General features: G+C 46.2%; 23 protein-coding genes and 3 tRNA genes. 9 read left to right on the top strand and 17 right to left on the bottom strand.

Annotated elements, in window-relative coordinates:
- The first annotated feature begins 78 nt into the window (after window positions 1–78).
- Together LQ567_RS21315 and LQ567_RS21310 are read left to right on the top strand one after the other, a co-directional pair.
- Window positions 79–753 carry a YggS family pyridoxal phosphate-dependent enzyme gene (locus tag LQ567_RS21315; RefSeq protein WP_231007802.1) on the top strand — a complete coding sequence of 225 codons (675 nt, stop codon included), beginning with the start codon at window positions 79–81 and terminating at the stop codon, window positions 751–753.
- Between the two features lie 213 nt (window positions 754–966).
- Complete coding sequence (locus LQ567_RS21310) at window positions 967–1,638, top strand: hypothetical protein (RefSeq protein ID WP_231007801.1); 672 nt, start codon at window positions 967–969, stop codon at window positions 1,636–1,638.
- A 20-nt stretch (window positions 1,639–1,658) separates the two neighbouring features.
- On the opposite strand, the gene LQ567_RS21305 is transcribed toward LQ567_RS21310, so the two are convergent.
- Window positions 1,659–2,363 carry a DUF2490 domain-containing protein gene (locus tag LQ567_RS21305; protein WP_231007800.1) on the bottom strand — a complete coding sequence of 235 codons (705 nt, stop codon included), beginning with the start codon at window positions 2,361–2,363 and terminating at the stop codon, window positions 1,659–1,661.
- 93 nt (window positions 2,364–2,456) lie between these two features.
- Between LQ567_RS21305 and LQ567_RS21300 the strand changes: the two genes are divergently transcribed.
- Both LQ567_RS21300 and LQ567_RS21295 read left to right on the top strand, forming a co-directional pair.
- A complete protein-coding gene (locus LQ567_RS21300; protein ID WP_231007799.1) occupies window positions 2,457–3,389 on the top strand; it encodes an exonuclease/endonuclease/phosphatase family protein in 933 nt (310 codons plus the stop codon).
- A gap of 183 nt (window positions 3,390–3,572) precedes the next feature.
- Complete coding sequence (locus tag LQ567_RS21295) at window positions 3,573–4,022, top strand: DoxX family protein (RefSeq protein WP_231007798.1); 450 nt, start codon at window positions 3,573–3,575, stop codon at window positions 4,020–4,022.
- Window positions 4,023–4,044: 22 nt separating this feature from the next.
- On the opposite strand, the gene LQ567_RS21290 is transcribed toward LQ567_RS21295, so the two are convergent.
- The 3 genes from LQ567_RS21290 to LQ567_RS21280 all read right to left on the bottom strand — a co-directional run bounded on the left by LQ567_RS21290 (window position 4,045) and on the right by LQ567_RS21280 (window position 7,109).
- Window positions 4,045–5,109 carry a nucleotidyltransferase domain-containing protein gene (locus LQ567_RS21290; protein WP_231007796.1) on the bottom strand — a complete coding sequence of 355 codons (1,065 nt, stop codon included), beginning with the start codon at window positions 5,107–5,109 and terminating at the stop codon, window positions 4,045–4,047.
- A complete protein-coding gene (locus tag LQ567_RS21285) occupies window positions 5,090–5,851 on the bottom strand; it encodes a nucleotidyltransferase domain-containing protein (protein ID WP_231007795.1) in 762 nt (253 codons plus the stop codon). The genes LQ567_RS21290 and LQ567_RS21285 overlap by 20 nt, the downstream gene beginning before the upstream one ends.
- Before the next feature lie 160 nt (window positions 5,852–6,011).
- Entirely contained in the window at window positions 6,012–7,109 is a 1,098-nt protein-coding gene (locus tag LQ567_RS21280) for a slipin family protein (protein WP_231007794.1), read from the bottom strand.
- 694 nt (window positions 7,110–7,803) lie between these two features.
- Between LQ567_RS21280 and LQ567_RS21275 the strand changes: the two genes are divergently transcribed.
- Complete coding sequence (locus tag LQ567_RS21275; protein ID WP_231007793.1) at window positions 7,804–8,832, top strand: helix-turn-helix transcriptional regulator; 1,029 nt, start codon at window positions 7,804–7,806, stop codon at window positions 8,830–8,832.
- A 104-nt stretch (window positions 8,833–8,936) separates the two neighbouring features.
- Here LQ567_RS21275 and LQ567_RS21270 read toward each other — a convergent pair whose 3' ends face one another.
- From LQ567_RS21270 to LQ567_RS21215, 13 genes are all read right to left on the bottom strand, one after another.
- On the bottom strand, window positions 8,937–10,016 hold the full coding sequence (locus LQ567_RS21270) for an AAA family ATPase (RefSeq protein WP_231007792.1): 1,080 nt from the start codon (window positions 10,014–10,016) through the stop codon (window positions 8,937–8,939).
- A gap of 77 nt (window positions 10,017–10,093) precedes the next feature.
- Complete coding sequence (locus LQ567_RS21265) at window positions 10,094–10,576, bottom strand: ribonuclease H-like YkuK family protein (RefSeq protein WP_231007791.1); 483 nt, start codon at window positions 10,574–10,576, stop codon at window positions 10,094–10,096.
- Between the two features lie 11 nt (window positions 10,577–10,587).
- Window positions 10,588–11,334 carry a hypothetical protein gene (locus LQ567_RS21260; RefSeq protein WP_231007790.1) on the bottom strand — a complete coding sequence of 249 codons (747 nt, stop codon included), beginning with the start codon at window positions 11,332–11,334 and terminating at the stop codon, window positions 10,588–10,590.
- Between the two features lie 95 nt (window positions 11,335–11,429).
- Window positions 11,430–11,500 (bottom strand) — tRNA-Trp (locus tag LQ567_RS21255).
- Between the two features lie 97 nt (window positions 11,501–11,597).
- Window positions 11,598–11,670: transfer RNA gene (locus LQ567_RS21250), tRNA-Ile, on the bottom strand.
- 8 nt (window positions 11,671–11,678) lie between these two features.
- Window positions 11,679–11,764, bottom strand: a tRNA-Arg gene (locus tag LQ567_RS21245).
- 250 nt (window positions 11,765–12,014) lie between these two features.
- Window positions 12,015–12,149, bottom strand: a complete 135-nt coding sequence (locus LQ567_RS26125; protein WP_262909689.1) for a hypothetical protein — start codon at window positions 12,147–12,149, stop codon at window positions 12,015–12,017.
- A gap of 683 nt (window positions 12,150–12,832) precedes the next feature.
- Complete coding sequence (miaE, locus tag LQ567_RS21240; RefSeq protein ID WP_231007789.1) at window positions 12,833–13,441, bottom strand: tRNA-(ms[2]io[6]A)-hydroxylase; 609 nt, start codon at window positions 13,439–13,441, stop codon at window positions 12,833–12,835.
- A 298-nt stretch (window positions 13,442–13,739) separates the two neighbouring features.
- A complete protein-coding gene (locus LQ567_RS21235; RefSeq protein ID WP_231007788.1) occupies window positions 13,740–15,305 on the bottom strand; it encodes a RagB/SusD family nutrient uptake outer membrane protein in 1,566 nt (521 codons plus the stop codon).
- Between the two features lie 12 nt (window positions 15,306–15,317).
- A complete protein-coding gene (locus LQ567_RS21230; protein WP_231007786.1) occupies window positions 15,318–18,302 on the bottom strand; it encodes a SusC/RagA family TonB-linked outer membrane protein in 2,985 nt (994 codons plus the stop codon).
- A 331-nt stretch (window positions 18,303–18,633) separates the two neighbouring features.
- Window positions 18,634–19,047: a DUF6157 family protein gene (locus LQ567_RS21225; RefSeq protein ID WP_231007784.1), complete on the bottom strand. Its 414-nt coding sequence runs from the start codon at window positions 19,045–19,047 to the stop codon at window positions 18,634–18,636.
- A gap of 62 nt (window positions 19,048–19,109) precedes the next feature.
- Entirely contained in the window at window positions 19,110–19,493 is a 384-nt protein-coding gene (locus tag LQ567_RS21220; protein WP_231007783.1) for a DUF1801 domain-containing protein, read from the bottom strand.
- Between the two features lie 32 nt (window positions 19,494–19,525).
- Window positions 19,526–19,861 carry a YciI family protein gene (locus LQ567_RS21215; protein WP_231007781.1) on the bottom strand — a complete coding sequence of 112 codons (336 nt, stop codon included), beginning with the start codon at window positions 19,859–19,861 and terminating at the stop codon, window positions 19,526–19,528.
- A gap of 210 nt (window positions 19,862–20,071) precedes the next feature.
- Here LQ567_RS21215 and LQ567_RS21210 point away from each other — a divergent pair, with 210 nt between their 5' ends.
- The 4 genes from LQ567_RS21210 (at window position 20,072) to LQ567_RS21195 (ending at window position 23,864) form a co-directional block, all read left to right on the top strand.
- A complete protein-coding gene (locus LQ567_RS21210; protein ID WP_231007780.1) occupies window positions 20,072–20,356 on the top strand; it encodes a hypothetical protein in 285 nt (94 codons plus the stop codon).
- Between the two features lie 252 nt (window positions 20,357–20,608).
- Complete coding sequence (gene rpsO / locus LQ567_RS21205; protein ID WP_231007779.1) at window positions 20,609–20,878, top strand: 30S ribosomal protein S15; 270 nt, start codon at window positions 20,609–20,611, stop codon at window positions 20,876–20,878.
- A gap of 313 nt (window positions 20,879–21,191) precedes the next feature.
- Window positions 21,192–23,360, top strand: a complete 2,169-nt coding sequence (pnp, locus tag LQ567_RS21200) for a polyribonucleotide nucleotidyltransferase (RefSeq protein WP_231007778.1) — start codon at window positions 21,192–21,194, stop codon at window positions 23,358–23,360.
- Window positions 23,361–23,534: 174 nt separating this feature from the next.
- Entirely contained in the window at window positions 23,535–23,864 is a 330-nt protein-coding gene (locus tag LQ567_RS21195; RefSeq protein ID WP_231007777.1) for a hypothetical protein, read from the top strand.
- The last annotated feature ends 119 nt before the right edge of the window (window positions 23,865–23,983 follow it).

Raw genomic sequence — 23,983 nt, 5'->3', positions numbered from 1 at the left:
AGAACCGGGGTTTAGTATTTAGGTATTTGGTAGTTAGAATTTGAGATTTGGAATTTGATAAATCTGTACTTTTACCCCATGTCGGTAAATGCACAAAACTATAAAACAATCCTCGAAAAAACAAAAGCCGCCGGAGCCAGTCTGGTAGCGGTTTCCAAGATAAAACCAGTCAGTGATATAAAAGCACTGTATGACCTGGGCCAGCGGGATTTCGGTGAAAATTACGTACAGGAATTGGTGGAAAAACAACCGCAGTTGCCGGAGGATATCCGCTGGCATTTTATAGGCCATCTGCAATCCAATAAGATCAAATACATTGCGCCGTTTGTTCACCTCATTCATGGAGTAGACAGCGAAAAATTGTTGCTGGAAATTGATAAACAGGCGCGGAAAAATAACCGGGTTATTGACTGCCTGTTGCAGGTGCACGTGGCGCAGGAAGCAACCAAATTCGGTTTCGACGGTGCGGAGGTTACAGCATTGATCGACCGGATCGGGTCGGGGGCGCTGGCGTTGCCCAATATTCGTGTAAAGGGGCTGATGGCGATGGCCAGCTTTACCGAAGATGTAGAAAAACTGAAGCAGGAGTTTACGGCTATGAAAACGCTTTTTGAAAAGAACGCAACGCGTGAAACATCAAACCTCAAACTTGAGACGTTATCCATGGGTATGAGCGGTGATTATGCGCTGGCGCTGGAATACGGAAGCACCATGATCCGAGTGGGAAGCCTGCTGTTTGGTGCACGCAGCTGATCGATTGACAGACGACAGCTGCGGCAGCGCTCACAGATTACGCGGATGATCACGGACCCACTCACGGATTGCACGGGTTCGCGCTGAACGCTATTTTGTTTTAGCGTATTCTTCCTGTGCAGATCCGAGGAATTCCCGCGTAAATTCAATACCATCCTTCTTTTGCTTTGGCAGGTAAATTGGCCTAACTTTAGGTTGCGTTTTAAACAGCTTATGATGGAGCAACTGATCAATGCTTTTGAAGAGGAAAAGCGTAACCTGGAACGGTTTATAAAAGAAGCTTTAGTAGATAACCCGGAAGCACCGGATTACTTAACCGCATTTCAATATGAAAAGGGGCTCACAACGGTTAACCATTTTCTGGAAGTCTTGCGTACGTTTGATGATGCGTATTATTGGGAAAAGCAAAGGTGCCGTGATTTTATTCAACGCCACGCGGATGCTGATAAAAACTCCTTTTATATAAACGAATACTTAAAGGAGAAAAAGGAGCAGTTGCAGGCTTTGGAGTCCCGGCCTTCATTATGCCTGGATAAAAGCTATATTCTGCGGGAAACGTTCCTGAAACTTATTATGGGAGAGATCTCCGGTTTTAACTGGGTACTTCACAAAAAAATGAGTTTCCGGTTCCTGTATAAACCAAGGCGTGCATTGATTTTCTGCGACCTGATCTTTGCCGATAAAACACATGCTTCTTTTATTGGAACAGAACAATTATTGTCCAGGGGGTTTGTACGTTCCGGCGCACGGCGGGTGTGTTTGAAATGGCATTGTCGTAAAGACGGATCAGGGATCAACGGTTTGATGATGCATCTTTCTGCAGTGATCTATAATTCGCTGTGTATCTTTCCTGGCCAAACAGGTAGCCGCCTTGAGCTTTTCTGACAGGAACCAGCGTTATGAAATTAAAACCGCGTATAGGCGGCTACCTGTATCACGCTGTTCATGGTATTGGCAGCGGCGCCCTTCACCGCCTGGTTCAGATAGCCCGCTTCAATGTCAAATTTTGGCGAGGTACGGTACCCCAGGGCAATATAGGCGCGGTTCTGATCAAAGAAAGAGCCGTTCAGCCGGTCTTTATTCTGAAGGTTAAAGAACAATTCGTTTTGCAGGGCAACAAATGGTCCTTTTTTAAATCCCTGTCCGGTCTTAACCAGCGGTTGTACGTCGCGGAAAAAGTAGCGTAGCCGTTGAGCGAAAATATCTTCGTCCGTTCTGCCGATAAACCGTTGCTCCAGCCGGAAGCGATGGCTGAGGGTGCCGGTAAATACGGGATGGCTTATGGTATATTGTTCCCATACCCGGTGTTCGGTAAGGGTTTTCCCGTTGGTAATGTCCGGTGCGGGAAAAGTAGGCGTATACAGGTAGCCCGCCGTAGCGGTCTGGTTGGGCCTGATATAGTAATTCACGCCGGGACGTAATAATACATTACGGATGCCGTTCCAATTGTCATGAGTACGTACCTGTACATCGAAATACAATCCCCATTTTTTATTCAGCCTGGTATTATTGAACCAGGCCGCCCAGCCGGTTTGTTCATACCGGGTTTGACAAAATACCATCGCTGGTACTAAAAAAAAGAACAGGGAAACAACCACTCTGGCAATCATACTTTATCGGATATATGGGTGAAACAAAAAACGTTTTCTTTAAAACAGGAAAAAGCAAAAAATGTTTAAATTTGATATCAGAAATAATTACTTATGAAACACCTGTTATCGGCATTACTGCTGCTGGCCACTTGCTGGTCCTGCTCAAAAGAACATTCCCCAAAACGGAACGGTTCCGAAGACACTACACAATTTAAAAATTATTACAAGGATCTTACGGTTGTAAACTGGAATATCGAATGGTTCGGTTCTGCCCGGTTTGCAGGAAACCTTGCTGCGCAGGAGTCGAACGCAGGCCGGATCCTGCGTTATCTGGATGCGGATCTTTATGGCATCTGTGAGGTGGTGGATACCGCCCGCTTCGGACGAATGATCCGGCAATATATGGGCGCCGAATTCAGCTATAGCATCAGCCCTTATCCGAAGATCGATCAGAAACTGGCGTTTGTATATAATAAGCATATTTTCCGGAATGTACGGGCAAGGCCTTTTATGAGCCAGAGTGCAACGGCTGCCGTTAGCTTTGCCTCCGGACGCTTCCCGTTTTTGTTAAGTGCGGATATGGTGGTAAACGGGAAACGGTATCCGGTTCATTTTATATTGCTGCATGCCAAAGCTGATGCTGATATTGAATCTTATAACCGGCGCAGAGAAGGTAGTACAGAACTCAAGGATAGCCTGGATGTGTATTTCAAAGGGCAGCATTGTATGGTGTTTGGAGATTTTAATGATCAGTTGAACGGCAGTATCCTCAGCGGGTATCTTTCACCGTATAAAAACTTTTTGGACGATGGTGGGTATTACAAGGCACTAACCCTGCCGTTGAATACACCGGGCTACCAGTCTACGCTTTCCTTTGCCAATTCCGTCATTGACCAGCAAATTGTTTCCGGCAATATGCGCTATTGGTATAAAGAGCAGTCGGTCCGTATCAGAACCGATGTAAAAGCCGTTGTGCCGGATTATCAGCAACGGAGCACTTCGGATCATTATCCCGTAACATCGGTATATGCGGTAAGCGATTGAACAAAGTAGTTACAAGAGCGCGGTGCAGCCGTAACGGTTTTGAGCCGCATACGGGATCTGCACGGGCGCTTACAGCTGAAGTGATTGATTAACTGTAACTTAAATTTTTAGGGTTGGTATTAAGAAGTTGTAACTTTGTATCGGTTCTTTGATCATAAATGGTTCACCTTAAAATACAGAGATATGACACTGATTCAACGTATTGAGTTCTGGGGTGAAAGACATCACCCCGCCTGGATGGATATTGTTCGCATTGCGTTAGGACTTTTCCTGATCGCAAAGGGCGTGCAATTTATCAACAACTACAATGTACTGATGGATCTTATGCCCGGCTGGATGTCGTTCAGTTCGTTTATGACGATTCTTGTAGGGCATTATGTGGTAGGGGCACATATCCTGGGTGGCGTGCTCATTACATTGGGCCTGCTTACAAGAGCTGCCTGCCTGATGCAGATTCCTATTCTTCTGGGCGCTGTGTTCTTCGCCGGCCAGTCCGGTAATGTACTGCACCCTTTTTCCAACCTCTTATTGGCTGTTGTGGTATTGTTATTACTGATCTATTTTTTGATCGCCAGCAACGGACCCTGGTCATTGGATGCGATCCATGCAGGAGAAGAGGAGAAGAAGAAGTAACGGAATAGGCGAGGGCATATTATTACCGGCTGTAATACGCTGACCGCAGGCGTACAAGTAGTTTATTCACCACATGCGGATCCGGAGCATCGGGCAGATGACTCTCCTGATATAGTAATTTGAGCCGCTGTATGATCGTTCCAGCCTTAGCCACCAGTTCGTCATATGCATATATTCCTTCTTTGATTTGTAATAATAATGAACGATCGGTTCTTCTGACATTGACCCGGTTGTCCGTAACGATTTCTTCCGCCATTTTCAGTAGGCGGAAAACATGCATCATGTTTTTGCTATCGTAATTTTTGCCATGCCGCATGGTGCCTTCAAAACGTGTTTCATTCCGTTGTGCTACCCAATCCCAATATTCCCTGTGTTTTTTACAATACACGGTATAGCCGTCCTTGTTAAAATAAAGAACGCCTATGGGAACTGCATCCTTGCGGATATGACTGGTACAAATGTCATTGGAATCTTCTTTTCGCAATACCCCTGCATATTCGTGCTGGGGCGAATGATATAATTGATAACAATCCCTGAAATGCGGGAGCGCTGCCAGGCCCATGGATTCCTGCAACAAGGATCGCTGCTGCAGGAACCCATTCAGCGGCAAGCTGCTGTTGCCGTCATAAACATAGCAGAAATCCATCGGAGATTTCCGGTCCTTGCTCATGGGACTGACAATTTTTTTCTCCAGGCCACAGGCTTTTTTGATCTGGCTCCAGGCATAGTTTGCAAAAGTTTGCTCACAAAGCCGGGATAGAAAGTCAGATGGTTTTATAAGGTCCATCAGGGAATCACGTAATAAGATACAGTCACCGGGTGTGGCCAGCAACTCCAGTATATTGGGATTGTTACGGGACAGGAGTTCTATAAACCGTTTTAACTCATAATATACGATGTCATTGGTTTCATTGGAAACCTGCGGTACATAATCCATCGAATAATACCAGTCCCGGGGCAATACAAAAACACCTTTGATATCTGTATCTGAAGCTGGTGTATCCAATCCATAGGCCTTGCTTCCGGAAATGCATTCAAATATCAGCCAGCCGCTGCTTTTTATCGTATCAATAGTAAGTTGGGTCATCGAGCTTTTTTATAAAATAGTGATTCAATGTGTCGATACTGTTATTGTTGATCTCCGGTTTTCCTTTGGATGCCTCCAGCTGCTCAAACAGCCCTTCGAGCCAGTTAAAAAGGGGAGTAGCCCCTTTATGATCATAGTTTTCAGGTTTTGTGGCCTTTAACGCAATAAGGCGGAGGATGCTCTTACTTATCCGGGGATTGGTGTACTTAAGTAATTTTGCCAGTTCCATGGGAGGTACTGCATCATCATGCAGGATCCAGTTACAGGAGAGCAGGGAGCGCAGCATATAGAAAAAGCCTTTTAACTTAAAGGGTGCACCAGGTCGACATTCCGCCCTGAATTTTTGCGCCAGCGAATAGTGGTGAAAGAAAACAGCGATGGGCGAATAGTATTCGCAGATCAGTTGCCGGAACTCCCGTTTGAATCCCGGAGCCGTATAGTAAATGATGGGCGATTGGAATCGTTCTATCAACGGAACATTCGATTTCTTTAGTAATAGCAACGATTTTTTCAGGTCCCAGCCGGTGATGTCCAGATCTCCTTTCATCCAACTGACCGCATCCTTTTGCGCAGCCAGGGAAAGATACCAGTTCCGGTTGTGCCGGTATATAAAACGTATGTCATAATCGCTGTCCGGAGACGGAAAACCCCAGGCTCTGCTGCCTGTTTCGCAGGCATAGAGCAAGCTGATCCCCTTTTCAGCTTCCAGTTCCTTTAATGTTTTTAGTATGTTTTTGTCCACGGTTAATGATTTAATTCAAAGGTATACCGGTACTGTGCAGTCTTTTTGCATAGTTTGAAAGAGGCTCAAAAAATATCCTGTAACCATTATGGGAATGAATATAGCCTGAATCTTAGTATAAAAAAGACCTGCAAGATTGGAGCCTTGCAGGTCTGTGCGTTTATTTATCAGGAACAAAAAGCTGCCTGAGCTGATCGATCAACACGCCGTTTCCGCTAATACTGATATTGCTGATCTTTTCTGCGATCTTTTCCACATATTCCATTTCCTTCAGTTTCCAGAGCATGGTGTTTTCTTCCATCAGTTTGGCCGTGTTCAGCAGGCTCCGGGTGCTGGCGGTTTCCTCCCGGCGCATAATGGAATTGGCCTGGGCTTTTTTTTCAGCAACCAGCACCTGGTTCATGATTTCCCGGATATCGCCCGGCAGGATAATATCCCGGATCCCCAACCCGGTAACTTCAACCCCAAGTGTTGCGGCAGCTGCTGCTACCTGTTGCAATACGATGGTGGCAATGCTTTCCTTCTTTTCCAGAAGTTCATCAAAAGCAAAGCCGGCTACATATTCCCGCAACCGCTGCTGAATGGCTACATACAACTGCCGGTCATAGCCCGCATTGTCCAGCAATGCTGTTGCTGCGTTGATAACCCGGTATTGCGCCCAGGCATTGATCCGTAGGTTCGCTTTATCCTTTGTAAGGATTTCCTGCCCGTTGATCTCGAGTTGCTGTTGCCGGATATCTGCTTTTGCTACATGTATGCTGATCGCATTCTTCCACCAGTAGTGTGTGCCCGGTTCCAGTTCGCCCTGCGGTTTGCCATCTACAAAGAGCAATGCCTTTTCATAACTTTCTACTTTATAGGTTCGCACATAGTGCGCTACCAGCTTGTGTTCCAGCAGGCTCCGGGGGATGTTTTCCGCGATTTTTATTTTGGAAAGATCCGCTTTTACAAAATCGTACCGGATCGCCGATTTCCAGAAGGCGTACCGCCCTGCGGTCAGCACTTTTTGAAAAAGACCGTTCTGGAATTGCAGGACAATTTCATGATCGGCCACTTCAATAACCTCTAGTGCATTTGCCAGTTCGGTATCCTGGAGCAGCTGGTTCAGTTCTGCCGGAGGCTGAAACGGCTGGGTTTTATCATAAATAATGACATTTTGCCGCCACAACCAGTAAGCACCTTCCCCGAGCATTTTTTGATAAGCGCCTCTTTTAAATACCAAGGCCACCTGGTGTGCATTTACGTTTACTCTTTTCATGATCTTATGGTTTAAATAGTTTTGTTTTAAATGTTAATCCTCTTGTGAAAGAAAAATGTTGGCCGGCAACCACCCGTCTGGTACGGAAGTGGGTTTCAGCCCGGTGATGAAAACCGGTTTGTTTGAGGCGTACAGCAACGAGAGCCATATTCTTCAACAAAGCGGTATCCGTTTCCGGTCGTTTACACCTGCCCGCAGGTACGTTCCGGGTTGTTGTTCTGTTGCAATGCGGGGCATTGAACAGGAGCAGCTGGTGCCGGCCTTCATTTTCCATCGGGCATCTTTTTATAGAAGTGATGCACTTCTTTCTACATTTTTAGTGTAGACAGCCTCCCGACCCGTCGGGAGAACGATCACGTACAAGGCGTGGTGGGATTCGAACCCTTATTGTCTGTTGCTCTATCCAGCTGAGCTATTCCGTTTCACAACGGAAGGGGGATTCGAACCCCCGGCCTACAGGTCCTGATAGCTATGCCGTATTCTGAATAAGAGCATACAGTACGTTACAACGTCTGCACTGCGGTGCCTGAAATACACCCGCCTGGCTTTTAAGAAACGGACAACAGCGCGTTTTGCCTCATGGCAATATGTTGGATCAAAGAACTTGCTTCATTTATAATACAAAGCTGAAATGAAACTGTGCAATCTTTTTGCATAGTTGAAAAAATAATTTATTTTTCCTCAAATTTTTTATATGCCTGTTAATCGCAATGCCCTGATCCGTTACCGTACCATTGACAAATGCCTGCAAAACCGGCGTCGTAAATGGACCATTGAAGATTTGATCGATGCCTGTAACGACGCACTTTATGAGTATGAAGACATTGAGAAAGGCCTAAGCCTGCGTACCATACGGATGGATCTGAATGCCATGCGTAGCGACAAACTGGGCTACAATGCCCCGATCATCGTAATCGATAAGAAATATTATACCTATGAAGATCCGGGCTACAGTATTTCAAAGATTCCTTTATCACATCAGGATCTAGATGTATTGCAGGACGTGTCTTTTCTCCTGCAGCAATTCAAGGGATTCAGCCATTTTAACGACCTGGATGAGCTGTTGCAGCGCCTGGAGGATAAGATCTACACAGAACGGGAACAGGAAGCACCGGTGATCGATTTTGAAAAGAACGAGCTGCTTGCCGGTATGCACTGGCTCGATCCGCTTCACAAGGCGATTATCAAAAAGCGGTCCCTGCAGGTAACCTACCAAAGTTTTTCTGCACGCCAGCCGGCAGACATGGTGGTATATCCGTATCTGCTAAAGGAGTTCCGTAACCGATGGTTCCTTTTGTGTATGCACCGGAAAGGTAAAGTGTTGCTGACGCTTGCACTGGACCGCATAGCAGCGATAAAAGAATTGCCCGGCGAAGCCTACCTGGTGCATAAGGGTTTTAATGCTGCTACCTATTTCAGTGATATCATCGGTGTAACAAGAAATGTGGCCGACCAGCCCACGCGTATCACTTTTATGGCCAATACAAAACATGCTCCCTATATCTGTACCAAACCCATTCATGCATCACAGCAAATTGTTTCTACTGCAAACGGTTGGACTACGTTTACTATTGAAGTGATCCCGAATTTTGAACTGGAACGGGAGTTCCTCGGTTTCGGCGAAGGATTGCGTGTGACGGCACCGGCCTCGATGGTCCGCATCTTCAAACAGCGTATCCGGAAAATGCAGGAACTCTATATGACCGCCGGTGATGAACGCTGAAAGAGAGGTACCGCTATGGAATATGCGGGTCCTGTTGGCCCTCCATTTTGGTGTAATACAAATGTGGCGATGCTCTTGCTTTTGCAGCACGGGTCTTAAATGTCTTAGTCTTCACTTTCCACGGTTGCCAGTTGAAAGCCGATCGATGCCGCTTTTGTCCTCCTGGGGGTTACCGGCTCTCTATTACAGATCTCCGCCAGGGTGGCGGGCTCCGTAATATTTTGTATATATCCCAGGTGCCTTGCCAATGCCCTTGCCTTCTCCACGCTTAATTTGCCAAATTCGTATTTTGCAATCAGCCGGCCCTCCCGCAACAATGCCTCGTCAATAAGAGCCAGAGCGCTGTTAAATGTGCAGATCAGCTGGATGTTTAAGAAGTCGGCCAGTAATCCATCAGATATATTTAACAGGTTCGATACGGATGAGTCGGCGCTGTAGCGGCGGTCCATAATGATATTTTCCGCATCCTCAATGATCAATACGGTATCGGGATTATTGATCAGCAACTGGATAAAATCCGGGCTGGTTAAATTACCGGCAATAGAAGGGGAGAGGAAGAGCACGCGCTTCCGGATCTTTCCCACCAGGTAGCGGAGATACGAAGTTTTGCCGGTGCCGGGCAGGCCGTGCAACAGTACAATACCCTTATCCTTTTTCCGGTTTAACCGCTGACGTATGCGTGCATCCACCGCCTTAAAATCTTCTTCATAAAAAAGATCCAGGTTCAGTTTGTTCCTTTTTATTTCCATAGATCTTAATAGCAGCCGGCTTCCATCGCGTACGATTAAGCTCATCTCCAATGGTTCTTTTTTCTTCTTTTCCTGGAATTGTTGCAGCAGGGCTACAACGGTTTCTATTAATAAAGCCTGATTACCATCGTGCAGGATCTCGCACCAGCCCTCATCCAGTTCTATAATACAACCATTCTCTAAAAGAAAGATCGCCGTTTCGTACTGGAATTTTTTATGCTTCCGCTTGAACCACTGATGCTGGAAAATGTGCCGGGTATGATCCGCTAACAATTGCTTTAAGGGTGCAAATGCTTTGCTGCCGTCCAGCTGGCCGATAAAGAGCGTGCTGGGCAATTTTCCAAACTCGTGCAGATACAGCACTTTTGCATTGATGAAAGAACTTCCGAATAGTTCATTCGTATTGATGACTCTTTGTATAGGTTCTTGTTCCATTTTTTTTGGGTTAAACTTTATGACCTCACAGAGCGGAGGTCATAAAGTGTTTGGTTTGGGTGTTTTTGGCAACGGCCTTATTGTACGATTTTATTGGCACAGCTGGAGCTTGCAAAAGCATATGGTTTTGCTCTGCAGATCCAACCCATTCCGGAAATATAGCCCATGGCAGTGCTGAATGCGACGTTACTTTTGTATACGGGAGAACTGTTAATGTCTATATGTAACTCTGGAATGATACCATGCTTTTCAAGGACGGCGCTCAATTGCAAGCCGAGCTGCACGGTTTTATCCACTTCCATTAACATCCGCTCCCGGATGCTCATTTGCCGGCGGAGCATCGTTCTCTGAAGAAAAAGAAAAGCACCCTTTCCCTTCCGCACAAAGACGATCACCGTTGCAAATTCAATAACGGTACCCTTTACCTGGCTGTCGGTGCCGAGGCATACCTGTATGGTATTTCCGGCCTTCCATTCAGCTACTAAGGCATTGTTTACTTCTTCAGCAATCGGTTCGTTTAAGGATGCTCCTCCGAACCGCTGCCACGGCTGTTGTTCCATCGATTTTAATTTTAATCTTCAATCTGTTCATGTTTTATTTCGTTCAACCATTCAGATACGCTTTTCTTTTTTAAGAGCGGAACTTCTTTCGCTTTCGGGTAATACCAGTAATACCTGTACCCTAAGCTGCCATTTTTTATCTTTTCAAGTCTGCGATAGTAGCAACGCCGTCCCAGGTACTGTTCTATCTGCTCCATTTCCGATTCCAGCTCCGGATCAGTAACCCTTTTCCTGTCGATCATATTCGGTTGCACCACTAAGCTGAAACGCCAGGGTTCCGAAAAAACAAAGTGTTTAGATCGGTAGCCATATTGGGTCCGCCATTGTTCATAAAAGAACAGTTGTTCCTGCGGTGAAAAGTGCTTCTTAAAGTCCCGTTCGCCGGGAGCCTGCAGGTGCTGTTCTTTTGCCAGGTAGACCTTTCGGCCCCGTTTTCTTTTCTTAATGTTGAAATCCTTCCTCCAGCTGTAATCCGTTGTGTTGATCTTTTTTAGTAATTGCTCAAAAAAATCAGCCTGTTTGTCCGTGGCAACATCTTCTTTCAATACAAAGAAGCGCTTCCAGCCCCTTTGAAAGGGAGGCGTTAACGGTTCCCATCCCAGGTCGCGCTTTTTTTCGTACAGTTCGTCCAGCCTGAAATCCAGTTCCAGTAACTGTTTGTCGAAATCTTTATACCGGAGCCGCTTCTTTTGTCGTTCGGTACGGATTCTGTATGAGCCAATTTTAGCCCCAAATTGTTTAATAAGTTTTGTGTCCATAATGAATTCACTTGCATGTTTAACCATCGCACCTTGTGGTGCATTTTACCTGTCATTATGAACATGTATTCCTTTTTCATTTTTTTAATTTTTAGCACGGGTTACAGGAATCGAACCTGTGTCGATGATTTTGGAGATCATCATAATACCATTATACCAAACCCATATGTTGGTGGTGCCCAAATCCCGATAGCTACCGGGAGAACCTTCTTTGTCCCGTCTTCAGCGGGATGCATAGACCAGCGCTGCCAAAGCACCTCTTGACGGCATGGCCGGATTTGAACCGGCAACCGGTTGCGTATAAGGCAACTGCTCTTACCGTTAAGCTACATGCCATAGACCGGTTGGTTTAGCAGCCCCGATCATTATCGGAGGAACCCGCATCTCCTCATTCGCAGTGAGGTGTTCTGTTCCGTTGAACTATAAACCAGTATCTGAAAGCGTACGGCTTTCAGATTTGAACTGAAAACGATCATCCGCTACTTGCCTTTCAGAAAGAAAGGGGAATGAGCATGTTACCCTTACACCAAGCCGTATTGGTTGACCCCGTTCCCGATTGCTATCGGGAGAACCCTGTTCTCCATAGTCACAACGTGGTGTTTTACCTGTTAAACCAGGGCCAACATAAACACCCCGCTGCATCTCGCGGGCGTGTTTTCTCCTTTTCTGCAACTAATCCGTTATCGCAACCTTACAGAGGCCGGATCATCGATCTTTGAGGATGCCGTATCTGTTGTGTTGTTGTTTGTTTTTTTACTGCCGGTAATTTTTTCTACAATAAATACCAGCAGCAGGATGATAAAAATGATGTTCATGGTACACCTCCTTTTGAGTAATAAAAAACCCGGTCTTTCCGGACCGGGTTCTCTACATGATCATGTACTTTTTTATACATGATGTCGTGTAAAAAACTCCGGTTGCTGTTCTCCCGATTTACGAATACGCAGGCGCATAGCTCCGCTATTAGACCAGTTGGAGACGGGTGCCAGTATTGTAAATCGATGGAATGGGGTTATTCGATTCATTTATGGTTTATAAATAAAAACCCCGCAATCTCTTGCGGGGCCTGAATTTTATTAAAAAAATATTTTTAACTTTCTACAGCAAATGCCCCGCAACGCGTATTCAGTCCTATCGGGCTGAACCACGCTTTTGTTTCAATATGTAAAAAATTGCGTTGCATTTTATTTATTTTTTATTTGCGTATGCAAAGGTGTAAATCCTTTTTTATATTGCAAAATTTTTTGAACTATTTTTTTAAAATAAATGAAGCGATGAACAATGATCAGCGATGAATAGATGTCTTCATGATTTTTGTGCTCACAGATTGCGCGAGTTCACAGATGAAGAATTGTTCCGTGGGCATCTGAGAAATCTGTGAGCGATTTAGCAGCGATGAATAGGTGCCTTCGTAATGTTTGTGTTTGCCGATTACATCGATATTAACAGATAAACAACCTGCTCTGTGAGCGTCTGAGAAATTCGTGAGCAGTCGGTATCAATGAATGCGGTCTCCGCGCAGTTCCATTTCCTGCATGATCACGGCTTCATGCGCCAGCCATTCGGCCCAACGTTTCCGCACCATTTCTTTGGGAAGGTAGGTTTCGGCCAACTCGATAAAGAGGGTATAATGACCGGCTTCGCTTTCCATAAAGCGGCGGTAAAATTTGCTCATATAGGTATCGTTCAATCCTTCACTTAACCGTTTGAACCGTTCACAGCTCCGGGCTTCGATCATGGCCATGGTCAACAACTTGTCGAGAAAGAATGCATCCGGACTTGCGCCTTTTGCCTGGAATAACAATAGTGCGTTTACATATTCATCCTTCCGCTGGCGTCCTAATTTCAACCCTCTTTTTTCAAGTTCCTGTAATACGAGCCGGAAATGCCCCCATTCCTCGGTAACGATCGGGGCGAGCGATTTTACAAGTTGCGCTTTATCGCTGTAGCGCTGGATGAGTGAAATACAACTGGTAGCAGCCTTCTGCTCACAATAGGCATGATCGGTTAGAATTGCTTCCAATGAGATCTCTGCCAGGTTCACCCAACGTGGGTCTGTGGGAAGTTGTAACCCCAAAATGTTTTTTGTATCCTGTGAAAGTTCCATGCAGCGAAATTAAAGAAATTACCTGGTAAGGCTGATCTCCGCAGCATCCCTTTGGCCGACCTTGCAGAAAACAGATAGCGGTGAATGCCGTCCGGTTTTTATATCCGGATCAGTTGCGCCGGTATATCGTAGCATCAGAAATGTTTTTTTGGGTTTAAACTGCAAGCCGCCGTATACGCTTTGTGCGCATGCTTCATAGTGAATTTGTCTGCGAAGGTATTTTCACAAAAGCTGTCTAATGGCTGTATATAAAAAAAGTCCCCTGTTGGGGACTTAATATGCAATTTCGATATTTCGGTTAATAACCCGCGTTTTGTTTTAAGTTAGGGTTAACCGCAATCTGCTGACTGGGGATCGCGAAAACCAGATACTTGGGATCCGATGTGCCTGTTTTTTCCTGGAAGGGTTGCAGGAATTTTCCGAAGCGGATGAGGTCCTGTCTGCGCCATCCTTCCCAGTACAATTCGCGCGCGCGTTCATCCAGCAAATTATCCAGTGTCAAAGAGCCCAGCGTACCAATACCGCGGTTACCGCGGATCTTATTGACCAGCGCCAATACTTCCCCTGCGGTACTGCCTGTGCCGCCTCTTAAAACGGCTTCTGCCTGCATCAGCAGTACATCCGAATAGCGAAACACCACCCAGTCGTTATTTTTTTGCCCGGAGCTGGAATAATCATAGGCATATTTCATGGGACGGATACCTGCTGTTTCCAGGGTGGCACCGGAAGTACGGATCGTTACCTCACGGGTAAACACCAATGGTGCATTGGCCGGGTTTCTTGCCATCAGGGGCTTGTCGGTTGTAAGATTGTACATCTGCCCGATATAAAACCCTACATTCTGACGCTTACCCGGGTTGCTCATCGTATCTGCCGGGTATTTGTAATAGATGCCTCTTCTTTCGTCATTAGCCGCGAATTTGTCGTAATAATCAGAAAGGGTGCACCAGCCGTTCCAGCCACCGGGCGTCATATTGTAATGTGCAATTGTATTCCAGGTGCGGTCTACCGATCCGCCTCTTTTCCCGTTTTGATTGTACAGGGTGAAAATATTTTCGGTGGATTTTACATCGTTATCGGGTGCAAAATTGTCAAAGTATTTTCCTGCTTCGGATACGGTATACGTGCCGGTGCCGGTAATCGCTTTTGCCAGTGTGATCACCTGGTTCATGTCTGCGGCATCAAAGGAAGGCGCTTGCCGGTTCGTAAAGGCTCCTTTATTCAGGTATACTTTCATAAGTAATGCCCGGGCCGCGTCCTTGCTGGCCACATAGGCCGTGGTGCGGTTTCCGTTGGGCAGCGTTGTTATAATCTCATTGAGCTCTTTAATAATGTAATCGAGCCCTTCGCCGGCCTGAAGCACTTTGGGAGCAATTCTGAAATCATCGAGTGCCTCACCTTCTCGTATGGGCGCCACACCGTAAAGGTCGATCATGTCAAACATGGCCAGCGCGCGTAAAAACCGTGCTTCAGCCTCTTGTTGTTTACTCGGATTGAAACGCAGTACATTCGTGGCATTGTAGATGGTAGTACCCAGGCTCACAAATGTGCTGTTCATAAATCCGTTATCGGCATTCCACCGGTGCTGGTGTATGGCCCGGTAAATACCGTTATCGTCCCAGTCGCCACCTCTTGTTGGGGCCAGTGCCGCATCGGTTGATATTTCCTGTAATACCCAGCGCTGATCCTGCTGGTAAGGCACCAGCAAGGACGAATAAGCCGTGATCAAAAGCCCGTCGGCGCCCACATTTGAGGTGCCTTCTTCCAGCTCACCTCTGAACTCTTCATTGAGCTTGGTACAGGAGGCGGCTGAAAAAAGTACCGCACCTGTGAATAATAAGTAAAATGTGTATATCGATTTCATAAGATTCATTATTTAGAGCGAAAAGTTTATACCAAGAAGAATGGTCTTAGCCGGTGGATAGGGCAGGTATTCGATGCCCAGTGAGGGAATACCGTTGGTAGAACCATCTGTATTGACTTCGGGATCAAATCCTGTATACTTGGTCAGGATGAACAGGTTTTGACCGGTAAGCGAAACATTGAAATTCTTTAATGTATTGCCGATATCGCCCACTTTGTAACTCAATGTTAAATTGGCCAGTTTAAGGTAGTTGCCCTTTTCTAAATAACGGGTTGAGGGAGACGCGGAATTGGAGGTGGACTCTTTCACGCTGGTATTAAAGAAGCTGGTCCCGATATTTCTTGTGGAAAGATTGCTGATCCCTAATGATGTGGCTGCGGTATTATTAAACAGGTAATGTCCCATGGCCCCGTTCATATTGGCTCCGAATGTGAACTTCTTATAAGTAAGATTGGTGGAGATGCCCAGCAATGTGGTGGGGTTGGGACTGGCCGCATAAAATTTGTTTACAGAAGGATCGTTGTTGGAACTGATGCTGCCGTCGAGGCCGCGATACATGCTCATACCCGTATTAGGATCAATGCCTGCATATTCGGCAAGGTACCAAACGTTCAGTGGTTGCCCGTTCACCATCCGCTGCCCTAAAACACCGGAGAAGCCCTGACCTCTTAACGCGCCCGTTTCATAGTAGCCAACCAAACCGCTTACACTGTTTTTAAGGAACGTTGCGTTTCCGGTCAGATCCCAGTTCCATCCGTTTTTACGGATGATATTTCCGGTCAACGAAATCTCAACTCCTTTGTTAACGATCTCTCCGTCGAGATTTACCCAGATACGACCGGCCGGCGCCGGCTGTGCCAGTGTTTGCTCAAATAAGGCATCTGTCGTTTTCTTGTTGAAGTAATCAACCGATCCGAAAATGCGGTTGTTGAAAAGCGCAAAGTCGATACCCGCATTGATCGTTGCAGACGTTTCCCACTTTAAATCGGGGTTGCCATAGTTGGCCTGGCTAACGCTTTGACTGGCGAAAACAAGACGGTCTTTTGATGCCCCTGAAGGAAATTCCTGGTTCCCTGTTTTACCCCATCCCAGTCGCAGTTTTAACTGGTTAATATTACTGTTGTCTTTAAGAAAGCCCTCTTCGTTGATATTCCAGGCAAAGGCAACAGATGGAAATATGGCATATTTATTATTGGTACCAAATTTTGTAGAACCGTCCCGCCGTACCGTAGCTGTTAAAAGATACCGGTCCAGATAATTAAATGCAGCTCTCAGGAACAGGGATTGCAGCTGATTGGTAGGACTTCTGTACGATGTAACCTCCCGGGTATTGATGGTTGAGTATTGCAGGTAATCAAAATAATCCAGTCCGAGGTAAGTGAACCCGTTTCCATACATCATGCTTTGTCTGTAATCATAGTCCAGGTATTCATACCCGGCCACTGCATTAATGTTGAGATCTGTGGAAACATTCTTGTTATAGGACAGGGTATGGGTCATCTGCTGATCGGTCTCGGAATATTTTCCCAGGAATGCCTGTTCCTGGTCATTGGCCGCCGTAGGGTTAATGATCTTACCCCGTACCATGGCGTTGCGATCGCCTGTAAGCCGGGTTACGCTGTAAACAAATTTATATTCCAGGTTATCGGTAATCTTGTAAGAAGGGGCGATCATGGCCAGGATGGTATTGTTTGTTCCCAGGTCCTTATAAGCCGCGAGGCTGGCCAGCGGGTTTCTTTGATTGCCGCTTACGAAGGTATAGTCTCCGTTCTGATCCCTGAATGGCTGGGTAGGATTCCATTGCAGGGCCTGTGAAATAATATTACCTTCCGCACCAACGCCCACGTCAATCGGTGCAAATTTCTGATCGGTTTGGGTTACAAACATTCCGAAATCCAGACCGAGTCTCCGGTTTTCCAGGAACCTGAAATTACCGCTGAAATTGGCGGTGTATTTTTTCATTTGAGAACCCACAATAATTCCCTGCTGGTTGAGATAACCGCCGGAAAGCCGGTATTTTCCATGTTCGGTACCTCCGGTGATATCCGCATAGTAGTTCTGTGTGGGTGCAACCCTTGTGATCTCTTTAAACGCATTCACATTGCTTCCGAAGTCGGAATTGGCTGCTTCGTTTGGCGTATAGTATTTTAATGCCTCCCTGAATTTGGCGGCATCCAGCACTTCCGGTTGTTTGCGCAAACTGGAAACACCGGTGGATGCAACGATGGAGATGACGGGCTGACCTACCTTTCCTTTTTTTGTATTGATCAATACAACGCCGTTTGCTCCCCGTGATCCGTAGATGGCAGTGGCCGATGCATCCTTTAAGATATCCATACTGGCGATATCGCTGGGGTTCAGATAATTTAAAGGATTACCCCGGTCTGAAGAAAAACCTCCTCTTCCCGGTGGCAGCGCCGTGTTGCCCGATAATGGAATTCCATCCAATACAAACAACGGGTTGTTACTTGCCCGTATGGATGAGTTACCGCGGATCCTTACTGTGGTAGCACCTCCCGGCTGTCCGGTGTTGTTGATGACCATCACGCCCGGTGTTTTGCCCTGGATCAGCTGATCGGGGTTAGTCATCACGCCTTTGTTAAAGTTTTTTTCACTAATGGTTACCATCGACCCGGTAAGGTCTTTCTTCCGGGCGGTACCATAACCGATCACCACCACCTCATCCAGCGCCTGTTGTGAAGGCTTCAGGTTGATGGTCATTTCGGTTCCGGTAATGGCTACATCCTGTGTGGCGTACCCAATAAAAGAAACCTGCAATGTTTTTGCATCTGCCGGTACGTTCAGGTTAAAGGAGCCGTCATCTTTTGAGAGCGTGGCTGTCTGACTGCCTTTGATTTCAATAGTGGCCCCGGCTACCGGTTGATTTTTTTCGTCCGTTACTTTTCCCTGTATAGTTTTTGTCTGGGCCGTTGCTGCGAGGGACGCAAGCAAAAAGACAAAAGCCATCAGGCTCTGTGCAAGCGAGTTGATTTTCATACGCATTCCTTGTTAATTCGTTACCGATTAGAGTTTAGAAGTCCTCATGTATTAATATCATGTACTAAATACACGATATTTGTTAAAACTATGTAAAAGGAATGAAATAAAAAAATATAAAGCGGGTTAATTTATTGTGCCGCTTTTCAAAAAAAGATTGAATGCGCGTTGGCTATTTTCTTTGACGCAAAAAAAATGCCGGAGTCGTTTATCCCGGGTTATGGCGAAAAGACAAGACTGTTAGCCGGTTATTAATTATGCAAGGACTGTTAGCGGGAGCGTTGCCGGCCCGGCTGAACTGTAGCGCGTGGGTTGGTTTTTCTGTTTTGTGTTATCTTGAAGAACGCATTGCTTTAACGATCTTGAGGGATTTGTTTTTTGAGAACTGTGCGTATTCTTTGGTCTCAGCTCCGTAAATGGCAATTTTGCTTTCTGCATTGCTATGTACGCCCCAGCCGTAGCGTTTGGTCAGTGGTGATGCCCTGAGACAAGCCTGCCCTTTAGAGAAGAATGCAGTCCGTGCTGCCTTGTACTCGGCTTTTGTCAAATCATTTTTTTTGGCATACACCTCAAAGATCACATCGTCCGATGTGTAACGGTATGGATGTTTACGGATCATTTCAAACTGGAGATGAGCTGCTGTAAGCCCGTTACCCTTTACAGGAGGCACTTCCCCCGATGCCACCGGGCTGTCATCGGCGATCAATATAAATGTGTCCGTATAATTGGTCGTATGCTGGTTCATGAATGATTGTTTTGGTAAAGATAAAACCGGAAACTGACAGCCTTATGTCAGCAGTGCCGCTACTATTTCCCCGAATGTGCTGCTCTTTTTTTATATTGTTCCAATGCCGCCGTTAACAGCCTGGCTATTGCGGGTGCCTGTATCTGTTCACTGTTATCGATGGTTACATAACGGGTTGTTTTTGAAGTACCTTGTAACAGCCCATCCGGATCCTGTATTTCCGGCCCCTTATTAAATCCCAGTTTTAATCCTTTTTTAGAAGGAAGGATCACACAGATCAGGTCTGCGTACCCGGGGCCATAACTGTAGGCGATCATTTTTGCGGGAAGGTCCAGCTGTTCATCAATGCCGGGCAGCTGCCCGAGGATCACCTGCCGGAGCAAACGCGCATTGCATTGAACGGATAGGGGGTACAACGTCAGAAAATCCTCAAAGGTGGTATTCATTGTGCTTGCTTGGATAGAAGAAACGGTTCTTGTTATTGTTGCTGCAATTCCCGGATCTCCACATAACCCCCAAATTCAAAAATGGGGCAGGACTGCATCATTGCTGCAGCTGCATCGAGGTCGTTTGCGGTGATCAGCAGGAAGCCTCCTACTATTTCCGTTCCGTTTTTGTAAATATCCGGTATCACTCCGGATTGCGGGTCTTTTAAGATCCGTCCGTCGAGGGTGAGCCCGCTGCCGCCGTTGATGTGTTGATGCCAGCGCTCCATCCAGGAAGCCCAGTTTTGCCGGTGTGTTTTTATGGCATTTTCTGTGTGTTGTTCTGTTCTTCCGTCGGGTTCCCGGAATAAGGCGATAAACTTTTTCATTTTAAAGAGCGATTATTTAAAGGTATAAAAACAGGTCAGATGATTTCCTGCAAAATAGGATAAACCGCGCACCCGGAAAAACAGAAGTGCCTTAAAGTTACAATGGTTTTTCAGCAGGTATGTTGCGCTGTAAAGACAGATTGGTTATATAAGTGAATGACTGAATATGATCAACCGGAGCTACCTAGCCCTGATAGGCATTATTTTATTTTGAGTTGTTCAAAGAAATTGGAGGTAAACGAGAACATTGTCTTTAAACAGGTAAATTTTAGCGGATATGGCGAATATTCGGGTGCCATGCATATTGAATTAAGACCTGATGGCCGTGCATTCTTTTACCCCGGAGGCAGTGATATCGTATGGAGCGGGCACTATAAGATCAGCGGGAAGAAGCTGAAGTATGAGTATGATGCTTTTGAAACCGGTTATACCTTCGAAATTGTTTCCGGAACGGAATTAAAAGGTGAAGACGGGGAAATACTAAAAATAGAGTGATCCGGAGAGAGAAGGCCGCCGGGACATAATTCCCGTGTTCCTTGGAAAAATCTTCCGGTATGCCGCTATCCGGCGCCCGCGGTACCTGCGCCCTTTGCATTTGTATAAGGTGATTAGGATCAATTATTTAAAGGAAAGAAGCGTACCCCAAACGATAGCTAATATTTTATTGGTAATTTCCGCTCTATGCATTACCTTTGCAGCCGAAATATTGAATAGAAAAAAATCGGATGATCCTTTAAAAGTTTAAAGATGCCAATTACAAAAGAAAGAAACGCAGCAATTTTTACCGAATTTGGCGGTAAAGCTACCAACACCGGTTCTATTGAAGGACAGGTTGCTCAGGTAACTGAGCGTATTGCACAGATAAGTGCACATTTAAAAGAAAATAAAAAAGATTTCTCCACCCACCGCGGATTGATGCAACTGGTTGGTAAGCGTAAACGTTTGCTGACTTACCTGCAGAAACACAACCTGGCAGGATATCGCGCATTAATTGAAAAACTGGGTCTGAGAAAATAAGTTCACCACCAAAGGGTATTGGTGAATGTTTTATCCGGTTTTTGATTGTAGCAATCAATACTATTATAATATCTATTCCCAATATCCGGCGGATGTTGGGAATAACTTTTTTATCCCCAGACCGTTTGCAGTAAACGGAGTTTTGCCAGATCGAAATTCATAACTGTCCTGCACAGGACACCCACAACGGACCTGCATAAAGTGCCTGGTTTTATACCGGAAACACGGCGCGTTCCGGGTAACCGGAACAAAAATGCTGATAGAAGCACTGCTGACACGGGTCCATTATTAATTATAACTACAAAATTATTTTATGTTACAACAACCTATAAGAAAGGTATTTGATATAGGCGATGGCAGAGAAGTGACCCTTGAAACCGGTCGCCTCGCCCGTCAGGCTGATGGTTCCGTAACGGTAACCATGGGTAAATGTATCATCCTGGCTACCGTGGTGGCCAATAAAGAACCCAAAGAGGGTCAAAGCTTTTTTCCGTTAACGGTAGACTACCAGGAAAAATTTGCTTCTGCCGGCCGTATCCCCGGTTCCTTTTTCAAAAGAGAAGGCCGGTTGAGCGATTACGAAGTATTGGTTTCGCGCCTGATCGACCGTGCATTACGCCCGTTGTTCCCCGATGATTACCTCTGCGATGTGCAGGTTCTGGTAACCCTGGTGAGCAGTGACCCGGAAATCATGCCGGATGCACTGGCTTGTTTAGCCGCTTCTGCAGCCCTGGCTGTTTCTGATGTACCCATTAAGGAAATCATCAGTGAAGTACGTGTGGGCCGTGTAAATGGTCAGTTTAAGATCAACCCGACCCGCTCTGAAATGGAACAGTCAGACATCGACTTTATCATTGCCGCTACTGAAAAGAACCTGATGATGGTGGAAGGTGAATCAGAAGAGTGCAGTGAAGACGACCTGGTGGCAGCTTTAGGTGTGGCACATGATGCCATCCGCGTTCAGATCAAAGCTCAGGAAGCACTGCGCGATCTGAAAGGCATAACCGGTAAACGCGATTATACAAAACCGGCTCAGGATGAAGTACTTCTTGAGAAAGTATACAATTTTGCAAAAGATAAAGTGTACGCTGTTGCCAAGGGAAAACTAAGCAAGCATGAGCGCACCGATCAGTTTGCAGCTATTGAAGAGGAACTGCTGAAAAACCTTGAAGAGGCTGGTACGGAAGAAGCTCCTTTTACAACGGATCAAAAGAAAATGGCGAAAGGGTATTATCACGACCTGCAGTATGATGTGGTTCGGGATATGATCCTGGACGAGCGGGTACGACTGGACGGCCGGGCACTTACAGAAATCCGTCCGCTGGATATGGAAGTAGATATATTGCCTTCTCCGCACGGATCTGCGTTGTTTACACGTGGTGAAACACAATCACTTACAACAGTTACCCTGGGTACTGGTTTAGATGAATTGCTGATTGAATCTGCAGCTAAATCTGTATACTCCAAGTTTATACTGCACTATAATTTCCCTCCGTTCTCAACCGGGGAAGTGAAAATGATGCGTGGTCCCGGTCGCCGCGAAGTAGGACACGGCAACCTGGCAATGCGCTCTTTGAAGCAAATGATGCCGAAAGAAGGTGAGGATTTTGGGTATACCGTACGGGTGGTAAGTGATATCCTGGAGTCGAACGGTTCCAGCTCTATGGCTACTGTATGTGCCGGTTCGCTGGCCCTGATGGATGCCGGAGTGCCACTCCCCAAGCACGTTTCTGGTATTGCTATGGGGTTGATTACCAAAGGCGAAAAGTTTGCTATCTTAAGTGATATTCTGGGTGATGAAGACCACCTGGGGGATATGGATTTTAAAGTAACCGGTACCCGTGATGGTATCTGCGGTGTGCAGATGGATATCAAGGTAGACGGATTACCAATGGAAGTGATGAAGCAAGCCCTGGAACAAGCCAAAGCGGGTCGTTTACACATCCTGGAAGCTATGTATACCGCTATGCCGGAAGCGCGTGCGGAAGTGAAATCGCATGCACCGCGTGTAGTGAAGATGTTTATTGATAAAGAATTTATCGGTGCGGTGATCGGGCCTGGTGGTAAAGTGATCCAGGAGATGCAGCGCGAAACCGGCACTACGATCAACATCGAAGAGGTGAATAACCGTGGTGAGATCAGCATCTTTGGAGTAGAAAAAGCGGCGGTTGAAAAAGCTGAGAACTGGATTAAGGGCATTGTGGCCGTGCCGGTAGTAGGTGAAGTTTACGACGCCGTGGTAAAAGGTATTAAAGAATTTGGAGCGTTTGTAGAATTCCTGCCGGGCAAACAAGGGTTGGTGCATATCAGCGAAATCAGCTGGAAGCGACTGGAAACCCTGGAAGGCGTGGTGAAAGAAGGCGACTCTATGAAGGTGAAACTGATCGGTACCGATCCTAAATCAGGTAAATTCAAATTGTCCCGTAAGGCATTGATTCCTCGTCCGGACAGAAAAGAGGGACCAGCACCGGAGAACAATTAAAATATCCGAATGATTTTGAAAGACCTTCGCGGAAGCGGAGGTCTTTTTTTATATGTGCCCGACTTGTTTCAAAGCCTCATATGCCTTATTAAACGATTCTTTTTTCTTGTTCATAAAAAACAAACGCCGGAGGGTGTATGGTTATCCTAAATTCGATGCATAAAATCGATTACCATGTTTGAAGAAATTCTGAATGCTGTAAAAAATGAATTAGGGGGGCATCCCGCTATTGCCGGTAATGTTACTCCCGAACAGGAAGCGGCGATACATGACGAAATTGCCCGGCACATAAACAATACGGCGGGTACTTCATCGTCGGGCGGGGGCATTTTAAGCAACCTGCAGCAGGCAATAAGTTCCGGAGGAACGGCTACCAATGCAATTGAAGGAGGGCTTATCGGTTCGCTTACTTCGCGGTTTGGATTGCCGCCGGCAGTTACGGGTGCCATCGCTGCAGCGCTTCCGGGGTTATTGCAAAAGTTTGCCGCCCGGCAGCAGGAATAATCCGTTCTTATAACCGTTGATGCCGGGCGCTGCTCCGGAAGAATGAATGAAGCGGATGGGGAGCGGACTTAAAAGCAGCGGTTGGCCGGTGCCGTGGAGGCGGGTAATAAACTTCCTGG

The organism is Niabella pedocola (assembly GCF_021044425.1).
In the GTDB taxonomy this organism is placed as follows: domain Bacteria; phylum Bacteroidota; class Bacteroidia; order Chitinophagales; family Chitinophagaceae; genus Niabella; species Niabella pedocola.
This window is presented reverse-complemented; position numbering and strand designations above follow the sequence as displayed.